This window comes from Paenibacillus sp. P32E (assembly GCF_001909085.1).
Classification (GTDB): Bacteria; Bacillota; Bacilli; order Paenibacillales; family Paenibacillaceae; genus Paenibacillus_AQ; species Paenibacillus_AQ helianthi.
The window spans coordinates 450,104-468,914 of the sequence record NZ_LVYY01000013.1; the positions used below are offsets into that span (position 1 = coordinate 450,104).

16 protein-coding genes and 1 pseudogene are annotated in these 18,811 nt (G+C 48.7%); 2 read left to right on the plus strand and 15 right to left on the minus strand.

Annotated features, from left to right (window positions below):
* Positions 1-51: 51 nt before the first annotated feature.
* From mtaB to A3848_RS15060, 11 genes and pseudogenes are all read right to left on the minus strand, one after another.
* The gene (gene mtaB, locus A3848_RS15010; RefSeq protein WP_074085716.1) at positions 52-1,392 is read right to left on the minus strand and encodes a tRNA (N(6)-L-threonylcarbamoyladenosine(37)-C(2))-methylthiotransferase MtaB; all 1,341 of its coding nucleotides are present in this window, start codon (positions 1,390-1,392) and stop codon (positions 52-54) included.
* Between the two features lie 3 nt (positions 1,393-1,395).
* Entirely contained in the window at positions 1,396-2,160 is a 765-nt protein-coding gene (locus tag A3848_RS15015) for an RsmE family RNA methyltransferase (protein ID WP_074085717.1), read from the minus strand.
* Positions 2,161-2,313: 153 nt separating this feature from the next.
* Entirely contained in the window at positions 2,314-2,997 is a 684-nt protein-coding gene (locus tag A3848_RS15020) for a site-2 protease family protein (RefSeq protein ID WP_074085718.1), read from the minus strand.
* Positions 2,998-2,999: 2 nt separating this feature from the next.
* Positions 3,000-4,058, minus strand: coding sequence for a 50S ribosomal protein L11 methyltransferase (prmA, locus tag A3848_RS15025; RefSeq protein WP_074085719.1), 1,059 nt, complete (start codon positions 4,056-4,058; stop codon positions 3,000-3,002).
* An 84-nt stretch (positions 4,059-4,142) separates the two neighbouring features.
* Positions 4,143-4,721: a DNA-3-methyladenine glycosylase I gene (locus A3848_RS15030; protein ID WP_074085759.1), complete on the minus strand. Its 579-nt coding sequence runs from the start codon at positions 4,719-4,721 to the stop codon at positions 4,143-4,145.
* A 34-nt stretch (positions 4,722-4,755) separates the two neighbouring features.
* Positions 4,756-5,518, minus strand: a pseudogene (locus A3848_RS15035) (glycosyltransferase).
* Positions 5,519-5,680: 162 nt separating this feature from the next.
* Positions 5,681-7,345, minus strand: a complete 1,665-nt coding sequence (locus A3848_RS15040) for a DUF4179 domain-containing protein (RefSeq protein ID WP_074085720.1) — start codon at positions 7,343-7,345, stop codon at positions 5,681-5,683.
* Positions 7,305-7,868 carry an RNA polymerase sigma factor gene (locus A3848_RS15045; protein ID WP_074085721.1) on the minus strand — a complete coding sequence of 188 codons (564 nt, stop codon included), beginning with the start codon at positions 7,866-7,868 and terminating at the stop codon, positions 7,305-7,307. The genes A3848_RS15040 and A3848_RS15045 overlap by 41 nt, the downstream gene beginning before the upstream one ends.
* Before the next feature lie 136 nt (positions 7,869-8,004).
* On the minus strand, positions 8,005-8,916 hold the full coding sequence (locus A3848_RS33310) for a methyl-accepting chemotaxis protein (protein WP_074085722.1): 912 nt from the start codon (positions 8,914-8,916) through the stop codon (positions 8,005-8,007).
* A gap of 234 nt (positions 8,917-9,150) precedes the next feature.
* Positions 9,151-9,966 carry a DUF2935 domain-containing protein gene (locus A3848_RS15055; RefSeq protein ID WP_074085723.1) on the minus strand — a complete coding sequence of 272 codons (816 nt, stop codon included), beginning with the start codon at positions 9,964-9,966 and terminating at the stop codon, positions 9,151-9,153.
* 136 nt (positions 9,967-10,102) lie between these two features.
* Positions 10,103-10,741: a TetR/AcrR family transcriptional regulator gene (locus tag A3848_RS15060; protein ID WP_074085724.1), complete on the minus strand. Its 639-nt coding sequence runs from the start codon at positions 10,739-10,741 to the stop codon at positions 10,103-10,105.
* 126 nt (positions 10,742-10,867) lie between these two features.
* Here A3848_RS15060 and A3848_RS15065 point away from each other — a divergent pair, with 126 nt between their 5' ends.
* On the plus strand, positions 10,868-12,304 hold the full coding sequence (locus tag A3848_RS15065) for an MDR family MFS transporter (protein WP_074085725.1): 1,437 nt from the start codon (positions 10,868-10,870) through the stop codon (positions 12,302-12,304).
* A gap of 152 nt (positions 12,305-12,456) precedes the next feature.
* On the opposite strand, the gene A3848_RS15070 is transcribed toward A3848_RS15065, so the two are convergent.
* From A3848_RS15070 to A3848_RS15080, 3 genes are all read right to left on the minus strand, one after another.
* Positions 12,457-12,831 (minus strand): hypothetical protein, encoded by a 375-nt coding sequence (locus tag A3848_RS15070; protein WP_074085726.1) that lies wholly within the window; start codon positions 12,829-12,831, stop codon positions 12,457-12,459.
* Positions 12,832-12,988: 157 nt separating this feature from the next.
* Positions 12,989-13,168 (minus strand): YfhD family protein, encoded by a 180-nt coding sequence (locus A3848_RS15075; protein ID WP_074106767.1) that lies wholly within the window; start codon positions 13,166-13,168, stop codon positions 12,989-12,991.
* Positions 13,169-13,235: 67 nt separating this feature from the next.
* The gene (locus A3848_RS15080; protein ID WP_074085728.1) at positions 13,236-13,607 is read right to left on the minus strand and encodes a hypothetical protein; all 372 of its coding nucleotides are present in this window, start codon (positions 13,605-13,607) and stop codon (positions 13,236-13,238) included.
* Positions 13,608-14,258: 651 nt separating this feature from the next.
* On the opposite strand from A3848_RS15080, the gene A3848_RS33315 reads away from it, so the two are divergent.
* Positions 14,259-18,374, plus strand: a complete 4,116-nt coding sequence (locus tag A3848_RS33315; RefSeq protein ID WP_074085729.1) for a S8 family serine peptidase — start codon at positions 14,259-14,261, stop codon at positions 18,372-18,374.
* A 231-nt stretch (positions 18,375-18,605) separates the two neighbouring features.
* Here the strand turns inward: A3848_RS33315 and A3848_RS15090 are convergent.
* Positions 18,606-18,811 (minus strand): transposase (locus tag A3848_RS15090; RefSeq protein ID WP_178382004.1); only part of this gene is annotated, 206 nt, incomplete at its 5' end.

Below are 18,811 nucleotides of genomic sequence, written 5' to 3' on the forward strand. Positions count from 1 at the left end.
AAAAGTAACACTAACCGGAACTCTTCTATGTCCGTTCATAATCTAATCCCTCTACACGATCTGACTAAGCCCGCTCCGGCTTACACTGACCAGCTCACCGCGGCATTCATTCACTCCGGCTTCCGTAATCTTCACCTGGCAGAGCTCTCCCTGCAGCGAATCATCGCCGCCAAAGAAAACCTGCAGATAGTTATCGCTGAAGCCATGCTGGGTGCTGCGTTCTGGAGCGTCTTTGGCTGATCTTTCAGCAATAACGGAAACTGTCTTGCCTACGAACTTGCGGGCGTATGCCAGCTGCATTTCTTCGGAGAGGTCAATCAGCTGCTGTACGCGGGCGTTCTTAATCTCTTCGTCCACCTGGTTCAGCATCCGTGCTGCCGGCGTACCCGTCCGTTTGGAATAAGGGAATACGTGCATTTCGGAGTAGTTGACAGCCTTCATGAAGTCATAACCGGCGCGGAACATTTCCTCGGTTTCACCCGGGAAGCCGACAATGACGTCAGTGGTTATGCCTACATCCGGCATCGCCTGGCGGATCAGCTCCATTTTGGCGTAATACTCTTCTGTTGTATATTTACGGCGCATCGCCTTCAGCACTTCGTTATGTCCGGCTTGGAGCGGAATATGCAGATGTCGGCACATTTTGGAGCTGCGGTTCAGGACCTCAAGCAGCTTCCCGTCAATCTGACTGGCCTCGATAGAGCTGATGCGAACCCGTTCCAGCCCGTCTACCTTGTCCAGCTCCCAGAGCAGGTCAGCGAGACGGTAGTTGTCCAGATCATCACCATAGCCTCCGGTATGAATGCCGGTGAGCACAAACTCCTTGTATCCGGCTTCCACAAGTTGATGCGCCTGGGCAACGATCGACTTCGGATCACGGCTGCGCGACAATCCGCGCGACCAGGGGATGATGCAGAAGGTGCAGAAGTTGTTGCAGCCATCCTGAATTTTCATAAAAGCCCGCGTACGGTCGGCAAAGCCAGGCACATCCAGCTCCTCGAATTCCCGCGTCTTCATAATGTTGCGGACAGCGTTCACCGGCACGCGGGACTCCTGAATATTCTTCACATGAGTCATGATATGCTCACGGTCCTGGTTGCCGATCACAAGATCGACACCGGGAATATCAAGGATCTCGCCAGGCGAGGTCTGTGCATAGCAGCCGGTAACGGCAACAATCGCTTCCGGATTGCGGCGCACAGCACGGCGGATCATTTGGCGGCTTTTTTTGTCGCCCGTATTGGTTACCGTACAGGTGTTGATCAAATAGACATCGGCGGGCCCTTCGAAATCAACCTGCTCGTAACCTTCATTTTTGAAAAGCTGCCAGATGGCTTCAGTGTCATAGAAATTCACTTTACAACCTAAAGTATAAAATGCTACGGATGGCATTGTTCAAACTCCCCCCATTTCTCCGGATTCATAAAGTATACAGGCTGCGGCAACCATGCCTGCCGTCTCGCAGCGCAGAATACGCCGTCCAAGCCCGACTGAAACCGCTCCAGCCTCTTCGGCAGCACGGCATTCTTCAGGACTAAAACCACCCTCTGGGCCGACGACTACCATCACCTTGCCGGACGACTGCTGAGGTAGTCCGGAGAGCCAGGGAGCAGCAGCGCTTCGGAGCTGCAGGCCTTCTTCTTTTTCATAACAGAAATACACGGCGTCATACTCACTGAAGCTCTTCAAGAGCAGCTTCCAGCTGAGCGGTGAGTGCACTTCCGGAACGATGTTCCGGTGTGCCTGCTCGGCAGCCTCTTTGCAGATTTTGCGCCATCGCTCCAGCCGTTTGCTCTCCTTACGCTCATCATACTGAACAATCGTGCGCTCGGAGAGAAAGGGAACAAAACCCACCGCACCAATTTCGGTGCATTTCTGAATCACGGTCTCTAGCTTGTCTCCCTTAGGCAAACTCTGGGCCACGGTAATCTTGATCCTCGGCTCATGCGTCATATCCAGCATTTCCAGTATATTGACGTTCACTTCACCTATTTCAATCCCGGCAATTTCCACCAGCGCCTCACGGGACACTCCATCGCTGACAATCAGCTTGTCCCCGGCCTTGCCGCGCATCACCTTCGCGATATGACGGGCGTCTTCGCCGCTAATGACCACCGTTTCCGGATGAAATTGCTCCGGTGTAACGAAATAACGCTGCATCTTCTCATCATCCTGTCTTTATTCAGCATAAAAGCGGCAGCGTTCCTGCTTCTCAGGTTCCCTGCCGCCGCTCTGTACACCTATATTCCTCTAAAAATGCCACATTACATCATACAACGTTTGCCTGGCTGTGAATAGTCCCAGTTACAGGCTTCACATTCCGAACAGCTTCAGGAACAGCTTGAGGAAATCATTCCCAATCTGTATAGACCAATTGTTCATTGGGGTAATTGTATAGTTACGCAGCCCGGGAATGAAAATAACCAGCAGAAAAACAAAGGACAACCACTGTTCGTATTGCTGCAAACTTCCGCGGATAGTACGGGGCGCCACATCCTCCACAATGCGGTACCCGTCCAGTGGCGGCAGCGGAATCAGGTTAAACAAAAAAAGAAAGAAATTGAACTGGATAAAAATCCCGAAAAACCAGACAACCGCCCGAAGCAATTGTTCGTTTGTAATGGAATCAATGATTCCGGTTCCCAGCAATATGGCATAGATGAAGGAACCCAAGATTCCCAGCAGCAGATTACTAATCGGGCCGGCTGCTGAGACGATCACGCCCATCAGGCGGGGACGGCTGAAGTTGTCGCGGTTCACGGGAACCGGACGGGCCCAGCCGAAGCCGGCGATGAGCAGCAGAATAATTCCGAACAGATCAAAGTGAACCGCAGGATTGAGCGTCATCCGGCCCAGCATCCGTGCGGTAGGATCGCCAAATTTATTGGCAAAATAAGCGTGACTGAACTCATGCACCGTAAATGCAATTACAATTGTAATCAGAAAGAACGGGAGTTGCTGCAGCGGAATACGTATAATACTTTGCAAGAAATCCATCTTTACCTCTTTCCGGCTGTAAACGCCACCCAATCTTCTTCACGGGATACTTCCCTAATCTCAAAACCGGAAGCTGCCAGCGCTCCAGCAACAAGCGCTTCCTTATCCTTATAGATGCCGGAGGTAATATAGATTCCGCCCGGCTGAAGTGCACGGTAGACATCATCCGTGAATAATACAATAATCTCTGCCAAAATATTGGCGACCACAATTTTGACCGGCAAGGTAACACCAAGGCCCACTTCGTTAGACGGAGCAGCAGAAGCAGCCTCAGGTTCCGCCACATGGCCGGGTCTGGCTGAAGGCCACATCTCTCCGGCCGCCGAATCCAAAGCCCGCTCGCCGCCCAAGAGCGACAGAAGATCGCTTTCCTTTACCGTAATCTCTTGCTGCAGCCGGTTCAGCGCCACATTCTCCCGCGCACTTTCTACCGCTACCGGGTCCAGATCCAGTGCCAACACCGATTTAGCGCCAAGCAGCATCGCACCTACGGCAAGAATGCCGGAGCCAGTACCCACATCGATCACCTCTTCGCCGCCTTGGATATGCTTTTCCAGTGCGCGCAGGCAGAGTGCCGTGGTTGGATGTGTTCCGGTTCCGAAGGCCATGCCGGGATCCAGTTCAATAATCTTTTCATCAAGGCCTTGAGGCGTGTATTCCTCCCAGGTCGGCTTAATGGTCAACCGTTCCGATACACGAAGTGGCTTGAAATACTGCTTCCAGGCATGGGCCCATTCATCTTCATCTACCGTTTTCCAGGAAATCAGCGCTTTGCCGGGGTCAATCCCGAACTCGCGCAGCTCCGCAACTCTTGGAGCCAGTTCTTGGATAATATCGTCCATGGAGACAGTTTCGGCATAATAGCCCTTAATCACCGCTTCCCCTTCAGGGATATCATTGAGCGGTTCATCATATAGTTCACCGTAACGGGTGTCCCGTACCTTATTCAGCGTTCCTGATTCTTCAATGGAAACACCGCCTGCTCCGGCTTCATACAGCAGATTGGATATCATCTCCTGTGCTTCTTCTGTTGTATGTACCGTCAGTTCGTGCCATAACATGTGTGTGGGTCCTCCTAAAAGTTTTGTAACAATTGAATATTTAACAGTATACCATTTCTTCCCCACGTAGCGCCAAACTGCGGATTATCTCCCGGACATCAGGCCTTTTTGGTGACAAAAACAATCTGTCGTATGATCATCCACCATGCCGGAGGCCTGCATAAACGCATAACAGATGGTAGAGCCCACAAACTTCATTCCCTTCTTCTTCAGCGCTTTGCTCATCTGGTCGGACTGAGGACTGGTAGCCGGAACTTCAGACCGTGTTTCCCACCCGTTAATCACTGGCTCTCCGCCGATAAAAGTCCAGAGATATTTAGCGAAACTCCCCTCTTCCCGGCAAATCTGCTGGTACACTACCGCATTCTGAATAATTGCATTAATTTTCAGCCGGTTGCGGATGATTCCCGTATCCTGCATCAACGCTTCAATTTTCGCTTCGTCATACAGCACAATCTTCTGCGGATCAAATTCGTCGAACACTTCACGGAAGTGCTCCCGCTTCTTCAGAACCGTATACCAGCTCAATCCGGCCTGCATCCCTTCCAGCATCAGCAGCTCAAACATTTTCCGGTCATCGTACAGGGGTTTGCCCCATTCCTCATCATGATAAGCCATATACAGCGGGTCTTCATTGACCCAGCCACAACGTGTAATATTCAAAATCAGTCTCTCTCCTTTTTCCCGCGGCAGGCAGTTATCTTTCATGATTCTCGTAATAAGCCTCATCGGCATATTTGGGGTCCGTTCCTTTTAAATAAGCCAATAGCAGCCCTGGACGCTTCACCAGCACCCAATCGCCCGCTTGGTCAAATTTACGGCAGGAGGTAATCATATGGGCTTTGGTAATCGTACCAAATTTCTTGCCGTTCCGCTTCCCCCACTTCTTCAGTCGCAAGGCGAAATCGGCATCCTCGGTCATCAGCAGCTCTTCATTAAATCCCCCAATAGCCTCAAAATCAGACTTGTAGCACCAGAAGATCCCTACAGATATAGCCCCGTATTTAAAAACGAGCGGGATCATCAACATGAGCGTTGACACCACAATCCCCAGAGACATTCGCTCGAATCTGGCCGTTGTGCCCCCTCATGATATAAGTTCCCAGCGAGAGCAGTCTGTCCATCTCGGTCAGCATACCCGCAGTCATTTGGCTATCCGCATCAATCGTGACCAGTATTTCTCCTCTGGCGGCTGCGGCACCTGCATTTCGGATCTGTGAGAGATTTTTGCGGTCATCGTGAATAACTATACAGTTATAAGACTTCGCTATCTCTTCGGTTGTATCTGTACAGCGGTTAAGAATGACAATTTCCTCCACCTGATCCGGAAAAGACTCCGCCGCCGCCGCAATGGACTGAAGGCATTTGGTTATGTATTTCTCTTCATTATGTGCGGGAATTAAGATAGAAAACTTGATCTCTCCCTGCACCTCAGGGCCGGCAAAAGGGGTGTTGCTCATAGGGGGATCCTCCTTATTTTTTCCAGTAAAAAGCCTCCCTTACCATACGTAGTCAGCGGGGATTCGTTGCAAAAGTAAAGAGGTGCCCTCACCCCCCAATGGGTCTGGACACCTCCAATGCTAAAAATCGTTTACGTATTTTTTCTAATAATCACAGCGGATTTAAGGCTGCAGTTGTACCCGCGTCTCTTTGTCCGGATCGTCTGTTGTGTAGTAGTACATATAGAGGGAAACCTCTCTGTCTTTAAAGTCTTTATAGACATCAATGGCTTTATTATTCCCGTCCCCGCTAAAGTTTGCGGTTACGGGTTTGCCAGGCAGTTTGTCGTAGCTCTCGCCCAGATGAGTCTGGTTGATCCCGCCAAAATGAGGGTCGTCACTGCCAGTTTCAATGTACAGGTCTTTTCCCTGCATGTAATACGTCCACTCCACAGGATAACCGCCAACATCGCGGATCAAGGTCTGTTTCTGGGTCGATATATTCTTTAAAAGTGTCGGAGCTTTATCTTCGGTATGAATCGTCACTTTATATTTTCCAACAAAAGTGATCGGTGTGCCCTCGTCAACCAACAGTCCTGCAGGACGCTCAAAACGGAGATTGAGTAAAGTAGGGTCGTCCTTCAAATATCCAAAAAATTTCCCCTCAAGCGTTTTGCCGCTTACCTCTAAAAAATATTTTTTATACGGCATCTGCCTTCTGAAGCTTTTGCCCTCAGTTCTTACAGAGAGACGGATTTGCGTGGGGGTAACCGCCAATTTTTCAATCGTATTCTCTGTATCGCCCGTCTCCAGCGGAAGCTGCAGTGCCTTTATATGCGTTCCGCTCTCCATCTGCTTTTTGCTCAATTGCAGGTCAAAGGACCATGGTCCGGAGATGTTCTGTTCCTGCTTAGAGTACTCCAGCTTGAAGGCAGTCTGCCCTGCAGTGATATCGTCCGTCTTTAAATACTGCCTCATCTTGTATTCCCCGTGTTCCCCCGGTTCACCAAAGGTGCCACCTGACAAATCAGTTACCCTAGTCGTGCCGTTGTATGCGACAATCTGCGGAAATATCCCTTCCTTGTTCATAGGATCATCGAAAGTAACGGCCGAAGAAAGCAGCAGCTTATCTTTGCTTTGGGTAAAGGGCTGGACTTCTACCTTTTGCATGCCCCCCTTGCCTATTGGAAAGCTCTGCATCTCCATGGATTTGATGTCAAGTGGAATCTCCAGGTCCTGAACACTTACGGCTGTCACTGCATCTGCAGTTAAAATAATCTTCGCTGTATCCTGACCCGGTGTCCAATCACTCTCAAAATAACCGTTATACCGCTGATTTTCCTCATCCCACTGCTCGTAGTTATATTCACCTTCCTTGTAGCTGCTATTCGTTCCCTTTAAGGTCATACCCTTCACATTCCAGAAATCGGTTTCTCTATGCTTCCCAACATCTAGACTATAAAGTATGACCGTTCGGTTCTCATCCACAATGGCTGTCTGAAGCGTAAGCGTCACCCCATCCTTAGTTATGGATTGGCCCAAATACTGTCCAAGGTTCTGATCCAATGCGGCCTGAATCCCCTCATTGCTGCGTAAAAGGTTACCCCAATCATAGTGAATCGCCGCATATACAGGAGCCGCAGCCACAAGCACACTAAGCGAAACTACAGCTGCAATTTTGCTCCAGCTTCTTGGACGGCGGGGAATAGCAGAAGCTCTGCCTGCCTGTAACCAGGAGGAGTCGCTTTCTGCTTGCTCTATGTGTGTCCACATCTCATCGAAATCAGGATAAGTTATGGCTTGGTCTTCATTTAATTGACGCTTGAGTGCATCTTCCAGTTGCTTCATAAGGTTCTCCTTTCCACGCCTCTTCCGGCATCCCAGCTTCCAGCAGCACGTTCTTCATCAGCTTCAGGCCCTTGTGCAGTCTTGATTTGGTTGTTCCGAGCGGAATGGACAGCGCCTCCGACACTTCAGCCAGGCTGAAGTCGTGCATGTACCTCAAGGTCAGCACCGCCCGGATCTTCACAGGAAGCCGAGAGAGATGAACCACCCACTCCTGCGAGGTTTCTTTTTGCTCGATCAGCCCTTCTACTGATTTCGCCATACCTCTTCCCTGAAACAGATGAAGATTGTCCGCCAACTTGTGCTGCAGGCTGCGCCGGCGCTTCAGATGATTCAGACAGGCATTCACCGTGATTTTCATGATCCAGGTTTTGAGATAATCAATACTCTGCCAATTGCTGCGAAAAACCGTAATAAAAACCTCCTGGCACAGGTCCTCAGCATCCGCCGCATCATGCACCATGTAATAGCAGGTCCGGTACACATCCTTATTGTAGGTTTCGAACACTTCCCGGTTGCTCTCCAACTCATGCGCCCTCCTTTCTTGTTTCCTTATGTATTCAACAAACCAGCCCTGTAAAAGGTTCATTTCTGGAGTATTAATCAAAAAAAATAGCATGGATACCTTTCGTAAAAAGGTCCATGCTGTTTATATAGTCCGGTCAGATAATATTCAGCACTTCACGGGCTTGGGTATCCAGTTCCTGCGCTGAGGTTGCGATTCCGGTGAACTCCTGCAGGGCGACCTCAACCTGCCGCTGGCTTTCTTCTACACTATTTTGAACCTGGTCTATTCCTGAGGACATTCTGCCAATCTCCTCTGTAATACCTTTTACGCTGTCACGTACCTCAGTGATAGAATCCTGAACCATAGCCGACAGCTTTCGGACTTCTTTGGCCACCACATCGAACCCGCGCCCGAATTCACCGGCGTGTGCAGCTTCAATTGCCGCGTTAAGCGCGAGCAGATGGGTTTGCGAGGCAATATCACGGATCGTCTGTACCACACCTTGAATTTCTCCAGCTTTATGTTGCAGATTGACCAGCGTCACGGTATTCTCACTCGAGACTCCGGCGATTTTGTCAATGCTCAGCAGCAGCTCCTGGCTCCGCTCAATCCCTTTTTCTGCACGCTGATTCAGACTGTCGGCCATCTCCTGCATTCGCTCCACTACATCGCTAATGTTGATTTGCCTAGAGGTAATATTAGTTGCGACCTTGGTCACACCGATGACCAGTTTGTCTGTCTCATCAAAAATAGGCATATACGTAGCCTCCAGCCATACCGGATTGCCCTCGGAGTCCATCCGTTCGATTTTATCCTGAAAGCTCTTGCCGGAGAGTAAATCCTGCCAGAACATTTCATAATCCGGACTATTCACGAATTCAGGAAAACAAAATTCACGGTGCTGCATTCCGTACATATCCTGTGATCTGTACTTCATTGAGTTGGCGAAAACCTCATTGACATAGGCCACTTTGCGCTCAAGATTAAAGCGGATCAAGGCGAGGTTTTTTTCCAAAGCTCTAATAACGAGGGCATCTGTAACTTCCTGGGCCGATACATTCTCCATAATGACTTCTCCCCGTAACACTCAAATTTATGATCCTGCGAACTTCAAATTTTCACTTTATCCCTTTTTCATATTAACGGTTAAATCAGAGCTTTGGATTACAAAAATGAAGAAATTGTTCCATAAATCGTTACGGTAAAAAAACAATTTTATACTTCCTCCACAAAAAACAAAAAAACCGCAGACTTTTTGCCGGCGGTTTTGAGCCTTTGCAGCTAATTTCATTCGGAATATTTAATGCAGGATTTCCCGTTTGTTCACTTTAACACCGGATAACGATTGATCAAACATATCGAGAATAAAGAGGAAGCGTTCTGCTTCACGGAATACATGATCCGCCAGTAAAGGGTGAATGATGCTTTTGATCCGGCATTCATCGATTAGATCACGTGCGGTTTTCTTGAAATCACGCAATGATTTTACAGATACCCGATTTTCGTCCACGAACTGGCTGAGGAGCGGAGGTGTTTGAGATTGCGGTCGCATGTGGCTCAAATCCATGGCCTGAAACAGTAGCTTATCAAAATCATTACTGAATTCCCGTGCTTGATCGACCAGTTTCCGTTCTGATGGGTCCAGCAAATGACCAATGAATTTGGCATGATCAGCCATGATCTTCAGGAAAAAGACATTCTCATCAATTATGGCATCAGGCAGCGGTTCGAGTCTTCCCGAATTCAGCTCCTCCAAGCGGTTTCTGAAATAATTAGCCTCCCGGCTAACATGATCCACCAGTAAAGGAAAATTCGTTTGTCCCGGAAGCTTGCATTGCAGGATCAGGCCCAGCACTTTTCTTTTGAACGCCCAGATATTGGTCGCCGCAATACGAACCTCCGTATTAAAAGCCTGAATGGTGTGGGGATCAACCCCAATCTGGAATTCATAGGACCTGCGCTCGATCTCCTCAAAAATAGCGTAAAACTGGTTGGCTTCATTCTTGAGCTGCGTATCCTCAGCCCTAAACCCCAAACCCAAAAAAAAGGAATGCTCCTTCATGATCCTGGACCAAAAACGTATTTCATCTAGCGACCGGGCCACAAATTCATCCAATGGCTATTCCTCCCTTGCATAAATGGAATCATCTACAGTTATGCATATGGAGTTTGGTTGTCCTCTATGATGGTTGCTGCCTAACAATTATTGCCGAAATAGGCTCCCACTCAAATATACAGCTTATCGGCAGCAACTATTGACGAACCAGCGGCAAAAAAATATCATCCACGATCTCCAAAATCGTTGAATCCGATACCGGCTCATGGGTGGTGAGGATTTCATAGCGCAATAAATCTGCAGGAAGAGAAATCACCCGCTCATTGATTTGTTCCAGTCTGACCTCACCACGCTTCTGCGCGTTTTTTAAAATGTTCTTCATGGCGATGTTCAGCTTATCTTCAGTTTTTGGACGCATCAGCTGCGAGGACAGGTCATTGCCGTGGTACTCCACCATCAGAGCATGCATGGTTTCCGCGCCAATCTTTTGCATGGGCTTCGAGATTCCCTGAAGCAGATTAATCACATCCTTGCGAAGGTCACCTGTTGCCGGGGCAAAAATATCCGGTTGGGGCACATGCTTGACGATGGCCGCAACCACAATCTTGACTTTGTTCGGCCAGCGGCGGTATATGGCGGTTTTGTTTGTTTTTGCCCGTACCGCAATATTCTCCATCGTCAGTTGGGCATATCCAACCTCTTCAAGCTCCTCCCAGGCAGCCTGCAAAATAGCATTCTCCAGGACATCGCCACGGCGGCGTGCGCCCTTGGGCTGATCCTCCTCCCCCTTTGATTGCTCAGGTGGAGATAACAGATCATTTTGTGTTTGATCCATAGCTATTCCTTCTTTCATATATATTCACCATTTTTTCATTGCATTTCAGGTAAAGATAGTATACCTTATTACCAATAAGGTACGGTACGTACCGTACCTTAAAAGGTGTATGGAAGGAGTCTTTACATGTCAGATATTCAAGCCAAACCTCAAAAAGCACAGATTGAAAAGCTCGATCCTGATGTACTCAAAGTAGCCCTTGTACTGGTATTCGGTGCTCTAGCGCCGCTGTTTGATTCAACGATGGTCAATGTGGCGATAGACACACTCAGATATGATCTGAACAGCACTGTTTCGGTCATTCAATGGGTAATTACCGGATATATTCTGACCATGGGCATGGCAGTACCGGTTTCCGGCTGGGCTGTCAATCGTTTTGGCGGCAAAAAGGTATATATGTTTGCACTCGTTGTATTTTTTGCAGGCTCCGTTCTCTGCTCTCTGGCGTGGAATCCTGGCAGTCTGATCGGCTTCAGGCTTCTGCAGGGAGTCGGCGCAGGGATATTGATTCCTACCTTGCAAACAGTGCTTGTCCAGACCACGGGTGGCCGAAATCTCGGAAGGGTGATGTCGATTATCAGTGTGCCAACCTTACTGGGCCCCATTCTCGGTCCTGTCCTGGGCGGAATCATGATTAACGCCTTAAGCTGGCGCTGGATATTCTATGTGAATATTCCCATTACTATAATTGCCCTTTTGCTGGCCTGGCGGGGAATACCGTCTGACAAGCCGTCCCCAAGCAAACAGTCACTCGACATAGCCGGTCTTCTTCTCTTGTCACCAGCCTTCGCCACGCTCATTTACAGCATTGCCCAGATCAGTAATTATGGCGGTTTGAAGGGCAGCCGGGTAATCCTTCCCCTGGTGACAAGTCTCGTCCTTATGACGGCCTTTATCATCTACGCTTTACGTACCAAAAAAGCACCGCTGCTTGACCTGCGTCTCTTCAAATCACGCATTTTTTCCGCTTCGAATGCTACAGTGTTCCTTGCAGGCATGGTCATGAACGGAGCTTTGCTCCTCTTGCCATTATACTATCAGCAGGTACGTGGTGAAAGTGTGCTCTATACGGGTGTACTGCTAATCCCTCAGGGGATTGGCATGCTGCTGACCAGAAGCTGGATAGGGAGGCTGTCCGACCAAATGGGCTCGCGGATCATCGTGATCCTAAGTCTACTTGTTACAGTAGCGGCAACACTGCCGTTTGCCTTCGCGGGTCCCGACACCAATCAGCTTCTGCTCTCAGCGGCGCTGCTGGTAAGGGGCGCGGCTCTGAACGGACTCCTGATTCCCGTTATGGTTTCGGCCTATAACGGATTACGCAAGGATCAGGTTCCACATGCAAGTATTTCAATACGGATTTTCCAGACCATCGGGGGAGCATTTGGAGCGGCCATACTGGCAACTGTCATCGCACATCAGCTTTCGGGCCATTCAGCACCAGATGCCCGGACGGTTGCAGACGCATTTCATGCAGCCTTTTGGTGGTCGATTGGATTCACGGTAGCTGCTTTTATTCCCTCAGTATTCTTGTCAAAAGCTGCAGCAGCAAAGAAAGCCTGACCGATAGCTATGAGTTCTAGTCCAAAGAGGGGCCTGCAGCCACAAATGGCTGCAGGCCCCTCTTTGGCAGATTTCCATCAACCAACGTTCTTTATTCCTCCCATTATAAAAGAAGAAACGGTACACCATCCCATTCCATCCTTCTGGGACAGTTACTTTTTCGAACCATAGTCCCCCATTTTAATACCCCAGACAGAATCCTTTTGGAAAGCTGCGGCTTCCCGCAACTCGGGCAATCTCGGGTCCTGAGGATAGTGCTGCTCCAGGTATGTGACAAAAGCCCGGCGAAAGCCAATCTCCGCCTCCAGCTTGTTGAATTCATTCGGATGCTTACCCATCTCCGCAAGCGCGCTCTCCCAGCGGCTCACATCAGCGTTCTCCGACTGCCCGCTGCGGATCTTAACGGTTAGTTCACGCAGCTCTCCGTAAGCCCTTTTTACTTTGGAAGAGTAGACCTGCTTCTGGTTCAAAAAGGTTAGCAGTGCCACCACCAGAGCCAGCCCGCTCCATAACACGATGTTATCCATAGTAATCCCCCTATTTACCCTGTGTGCTTAATTATACTACGTATTCCTTGGCGGAAGCAGATACTTCTCTCCCTGCTAGTAATGCTCCTGCCACACTCTCTGACCTAAACACAAAAAACCCCACAGCCGTGGGGTATCTCCTATAATATCTTAAGGTCTATTCCTTCTTCAGAATCTCATGAAGCTGACGTTTGTCAGCCTCCAGTGAGCGGTCCTGCGCCTCTAGGTCATCCGTGTCTGCTTCTGCCGCAGAATAGACAACATCCTCGGCCTTCGCTTCATAGAGCATTTTCATTTTGTCAGTCTTTGAGAAGATTTTCGAGTTCTCTCTGTCCATTAGAATTCCCCCCTCCCATATAGATTCATCCCTATAAGAAAACATTTTTGTATAGAGCCCTGAGGCATCAGATCGTTCCGCCAGCCTCTTCAATTAAGGACAGCGCCTGATCAAAAACCTCTGAATCAAGCACAACCGTCAGCAAAATATCTCGGCCTGTCGGCCCTCCCTCTCCGCCATGACTCATCCCGCTGGCACTTGAATCCGCTGCCGCCAAAATTCCGGCAGAATGACTATCCAGCGTGGAATTAAGCGTCATGGTTGCCAGACTTGGAATATCCCCCGTCAACGGATTATTTCCTGAATATCGGGCGCCTCCCGGATATTTGCTGAACCGGTCTATCGACATATCAATAACCCGGAGGGATTGCAGCTTACGGGAGACTGCCTCTGCAGCTTCAGGACTTTTAAAATAAGCCAGTATATTTTTTTCGGACATCTATATCCCTGCCTTCCTGGAATGCCACACGCCATGTGTACCATTCTATTTTGGTTTCAGGGGGAGAAATTTATGCGTATCCTGTCAAAAGTGGCATTGCCTTATAACCCTTCTGCATTTCCTACAAAAAAACTAGGATTTAGGGGACATCTCCATATTTTTTCCTTAATATGGTACAAAAGTAGTATATAACAACCCCCTGCTTAACTGTAAAATAAACTTAATTTTATACATTCTGATGCCTTACTTTACCGAAAAGAAACAAACTGCCAAAGGGAGATGATAAATCACTAGAATTTAGGTTTACACATTGATGGTATACCTTCTTACAGTCATTTACATGTTATGTTCTCTAACGCAATCAAGGCTTGTATATTTTCCCTGGAGATATATCCAAGTTTTTCTGATTAAATATTTCCATTATAAGGATACCCACGTCACATTTCACATCATCAAAAACGGTTTCATCTCAAGACTTCATAAATTTTATGTGGATTTTACATTTTACCGGTGGTAAAATCTTCTTAATATTTTTCCTACTAATCTAGACGGAAATAAAAGGGATCAATAGAAAAGGAGAATCCGCACTGACTGTCTGAAGCAGGAGAGATGTGAGCCAGAATTAACAACATAACTTGGAGGGGATTACATTTGGAGTGGACAAAACTACCTCGTAAGCTGTCTGTACTAGCCTTATCACTGGGCGTGACAGCCGGTATGATTCCGGGTGCGGCTTTCGCCGCCAGCAGCTTGCAGACGTCATCACTTAGCAATCATCTAACATCTTTGATTCAACCAAATCCGACTATTATTTCTCCACAGATCAACACCAAATCCTCAAATAATGTCCGGGTCATTGTTCAATTAAGCGGCCAGCCTGCTGCTGTCGGCAAATACGCGGCGAAGCAGGGAATCTCAGCTCTAGCCAAAACCGCTACGGAAGCTGCGGTAAAGAGCCAGCAGACCAGTGTGCTTGACCAGGCTAAAGCCAAAGGCATTGGCCTTACCGTCAACTACAAGTATGACACCATATTGAACGGCTTTGAAGTTAGCGTTCCGGCGAACAAGATTCCGGAGCTGGCAAAGATTTCTGGCGTTACTTCCATTTATCCGAACAGCACCTGGTACACTCTTCCTGATCAGACAGTAACCGATACTACTTATAGAAACGACAATGCTCCACTCGAGCAGATTCGTGCCACATGGGCTGCGGATCACGGAATTAATGGTGCAGGCTTGAAAGTCGGCGTCATCGATACTGGTGTAGACTATAAGCACCCGGACATCGCAGCAGCTTACAAAGGCGGCTATGACTCCTTTTATCAGGACAATGATCCTTATGAAGAAGTTCCGCTGACCCCCGATAAAGATCCATATGGCGTAGGCTATGGCGGAACGTATCACGGCACCCATGTAGCCGGCACCATTATTGGACAATACGCCGCCAAAGGTGATGTTGCCCAAAGAGGTGTAGCCCCTGGCGCAGAGCTTTATGTGTACAAGGTACTGGGACGCAATCTGGATAAACCAAGCACATCCTCCGGTTCATCCGCTCAAGTTATTGACGGTATTGAACATGCAGTAAAGGATGGCATGGATGTTATCAACCTGTCATTGGGTTCCGATTCCGAAAAAGATGTGAACTCCCCGGATTCGATTGCGATCAATAACGCCGTATTATCTGGCGTTGTAGCAGTCATCGCGAACGGTAATAATGGAGAGGCCGGATATTTTTCGCTCGGTTCCCCGGCTACATCCCAGCTGGCAATCTCTGTAGGTTCCGTAACTAGTCCGATCGATGCCTACTCCGGCCAGTTCAAGGCGGAAATCGCAAATTCTGTTACTTCAGTTACTTATGAGACCTATTATCCGTTCCACATGATGGCTTTCGAGTTGGCACAAACTGACTTTGCAAGCATTATTGGCACTAAGCCCGCTCGTGTCGTATACGCTGACCTCGGGGCTGATGAAGATTATCCAAAAGAAGATATCAGCGGTTCCATCGTTTTGATATCCCGTGGCGACTTGGCCTTTACAGACAAAATTGCGAATGCAAAGGCACATGGAGCCAAAGCACTTGTAATTTTCAACGGTAATGCTAAAAAAGTTGATGGTAAAAGTGAAGCGATTCTTGACGAAAGCTACAAAGATCGTTCCGGCTTTATCGGCGTGAACTTAGGCAATGGTTACCAGAATATTCCTACGTTCGATATTGAAGGCCTAAAAGGCCGTCAGCTGGCCAGAGCGATTATTGCTAATGGAGCTAACCCTACTTATTTCACTTTTGGTTCAAATTATAACCATGAAATGACAACAGGGGATACCATGAGCACCTTCTCCTCCTTGGGTCCAAATGTCGATGGCAACCTGAGCATCAAACCAGACATCGTAGCTCCTGGTGACGGAGTACTGTCTACATGGCCAGCTTATGGTGGAGATTATTCCAAAGCCTACAACCGGATCAGCGGTACCAGCATGGCTACTCCGCATGTCGCAGGCCTGTCACTGCTGATCAAGCAGGCGCATCCGGAATATACACCATTTGATATTCGTGCCGCTCTGGCGAACACTGCAGATCCGATCCTCCACAATGGAGATCCGGAAGACCTGTACCTTCAAGGTCCTGGACGGGCCAATGTTGAAAATGCGATTTTGACTCCGGCACTGCTCGAAGCCGTAGAACCTATCTCTATTCTTGACAAGAACTATCTATCTCAAAGAATCACCAACTACAATCCTTCAACAAGTTTTGGAGTGCTGGTGCCAGGCTCTACGGCCAGCAAAGCACTGCAGTTGAAGAACATCAGCAAGAGCAGCGTTGCATACACTGCTTCTGTTGAATGGAACTATGGTGATCCGAATAAGGTTTCTGCCACATTGGACACAACCACTGTAACAGCATCCGCATACGGTACAACCGGATTTAATTTGAATGTTGCCGTTTCAGCTGATGCTGATCCGAAACTGGATTACCAAGGTAAAGTTGTTCTGACAGCTCCAGGACAACCGACCCTGCATCTTCCATTTACTGTCCATGTCAATGATAAGGCTGAACAGCCTGATTGGGGCACAGGCGTACAGGAAGCGGTGATCAGCTCGCCAATCGTGTACACCAGTTCACCCGCTGTTCTTTCGTACAAACTGAAAGCTAAAGACATCAACTATTATGAAGTCAATCTGGTGGGTATGGACGACGCCAAGAAAGGCTCTTTCCAGGTATCCACTACGGGCGCACCGGATAAATTCTTTGCACCTGGCAGCTACAGCACCGTTATCGGGGCCACTTACCAGCCCTATGACAGCAACGGTGATCCTATCGTTGATGCCAAAGGCAACCCTGCAGTAGCAACAATTACTGATGGGATCTATAAGCTTGAGATTCTGGCTATCACTGCAGAAGACAATACTAAAGGACCTATCAAGATTGATTTGAACCAAGAAGGCACATATTACAGCACTTATACCTCATTCCGGTTTGTTACTGGTTCTGCTCCGTCAACTGGCGGCGGCGGTGGTGGTGGTGGTGGTGTAGTTGCACCGACAACACCAGTGATCCCTGGTACAGCTAAATCCCTTGTGGAAGAAGGGGCAACACAGGTAACTGTAACCCCAATAACCGCATCGAAGGATGGTGTCACTACGGTAACCGTTAACGACAGTGATCTGAAGACAGCTTTGGCCAAAGCCGCTGCCTCCAAGTCAGCCGTTGTGATCTCTGTAGGCACCATCTCTGACAAATCTGCAGTACTAAGCTTGACTGCTGATCAAGTGAAGCTACTGGCTGGCATCCATTCGGATAGCTCAATCATTGTTAGTGTTGGCGGTTCCGCTGTATCCTTGCCGGTATCCCTGCTCTCAGCTTCTCCTGCTGGCCAAAGCTTGAAGCTTGACATTAAGCAACAGCCTGATGCTGCAAGCAAGCTATCTGCAAGTACCCCTGGTTCGACGGTAATCGGAACCCCGATTTCCTTTGAAGCTTCCTGGACTACAGCTACAAGCAGCACTTACTTGAACGTTCCAAATAATGTTTTCATCAAGAGATCCTTTACAGTACCTGGTGCAATCCAGCCAAAAACTGCAGGCGTGCTCTTTGAAGAGAACGGACTGGTAACCCCGGTTGCTTCTGTATTCGCGCCTCAGACGGATGGAACGACAATCGTTACGGTTAGCCGCCCTGGCTTCTCGGTGTATGCCGCAGTAAGCAAACCGGCTGCTGCCTTCAAGGATATCGCTGCTTCCAAATCGGCTGCTGCGATTCAGACCTTGGCCGACAAGCTGATTATCCAAGGCACTTCGGCAACAACTTTCTCGCCGCTGAGCAATCTGACACGCGCTGAGTTCACCGCACTGTTGACCCGTGCACTTGGTTTGCGCACCGATGCCAGCGTTACCTTCTCCGATGTGAAATCATCGGACTGGTATGCTAAAGATGTTGCCGCTGCTTCCAAAGCAGGCCTGATTCTGGGCATTGGCAAAGGCAAATTTGCTCCAACTCAAAAGGTAACCCGTCAAGAGCTTGCTGTTATTCTAGACAGAGCGCTTAAGCTGACAGGAACCGAATTGAAGTCCGCTAATCCTTCGTTCACTGCTTACACCGACAGTGCCAAAGTAGCACCTTATGCGAAGGACAGCCTGCAATCCCTGTCCAAAGCCGGCATCATCGGCAGTGAAACTGGAACGACCTTCAATCCTACTGCTCCAGCAACCCGTGAGACAGCTGCTGCTGCTCTCTACGAGCTCCTTAGCAAGATTGGTTTGATCGAGTAGTTCAGAGTATGCTTTCGGTTTCTCCAGCCTGAACCGGAGAACACCAAGCTGCTGTAACAAAAAGATCGTGTATGGCTGAGCCATACACGATCTTTTTTTGCGTTCATCCAGAAATAAATAGATCAACTTTACCCGGTAAAAGGGGCTGTCCCATAAGTGGATTTTCTATGACTTAGACAGCTTTCTTCATTCTTAAGACCTCAAAAAGTGAGCAAAGCAGCGATTCTCCCGTTATTGGAGGATCGCTGATCTGTGTTTTTGGTCATTGGCAGCTTGCTTCAGCAGATTATGAGCAAGTGAAAGCCACCCGACTTCAAGCGTCACTTTTTCCATGCCGCGAAGCAGAAACCTCCGGAAGCCCCGGTTGTTCTTCAGTTGTCCAAACACGCTTTCTGGTTCTGTCATTCGGCGGACGGCCAAGGCATAACCTTCTTCAC

Bases quoted from the DNA above. Each gene is read 5' to 3' on its own strand.
- A3848_RS15080 (WP_074085728.1), bottom strand. From the start codon at position 13,607: ATGTCCGAAAAAAATATACTGGCTTATTTTAAAAGTCCTGAAGCTGCA.
- A3848_RS33310 (WP_074085722.1), bottom strand. From the start codon at position 8,916: ATGGAGAATGTATCGGCCCAGGAAGTTACAGATGCCCTCGTTATTAGA.
- A3848_RS15020 (WP_074085718.1), bottom strand. From the start codon at position 2,997: ATGGATTTCTTGCAAAGTATTATACGTATTCCGCTGCAGCAACTCCCG.
- mtaB (WP_074085716.1), bottom strand. From the start codon at position 1,392: ATGCCATCCGTAGCATTTTATACTTTAGGTTGTAAAGTGAATTTCTAT.
- A3848_RS15070 (WP_074085726.1), bottom strand. From the start codon at position 12,831: ATGGATAACATCGTGTTATGGAGCGGGCTGGCTCTGGTGGTGGCACTG.
- A3848_RS15075 (WP_074106767.1), bottom strand. From the start codon at position 13,168: ATGGACAGAGAGAACTCGAAAATCTTCTCAAAGACTGACAAAATGAAA.
- prmA (WP_074085719.1), bottom strand. From the start codon at position 4,058: ATGTTATGGCACGAACTGACGGTACATACAACAGAAGAAGCACAGGAG.
- A3848_RS15040 (WP_074085720.1), bottom strand. From the start codon at position 7,345: ATGAAGCAACTGGAAGATGCACTCAAGCGTCAATTAAATGAAGACCAA.
- A3848_RS15060 (WP_074085724.1), bottom strand. From the start codon at position 10,741: ATGGATCAAACACAAAATGATCTGTTATCTCCACCTGAGCAATCAAAG.
- A3848_RS15015 (WP_074085717.1), bottom strand. From the start codon at position 2,160: ATGCAGCGTTATTTCGTTACACCGGAGCAATTTCATCCGGAAACGGTG.
- A3848_RS15065 (WP_074085725.1), top strand. From the start codon at position 10,868: ATGTCAGATATTCAAGCCAAACCTCAAAAAGCACAGATTGAAAAGCTC.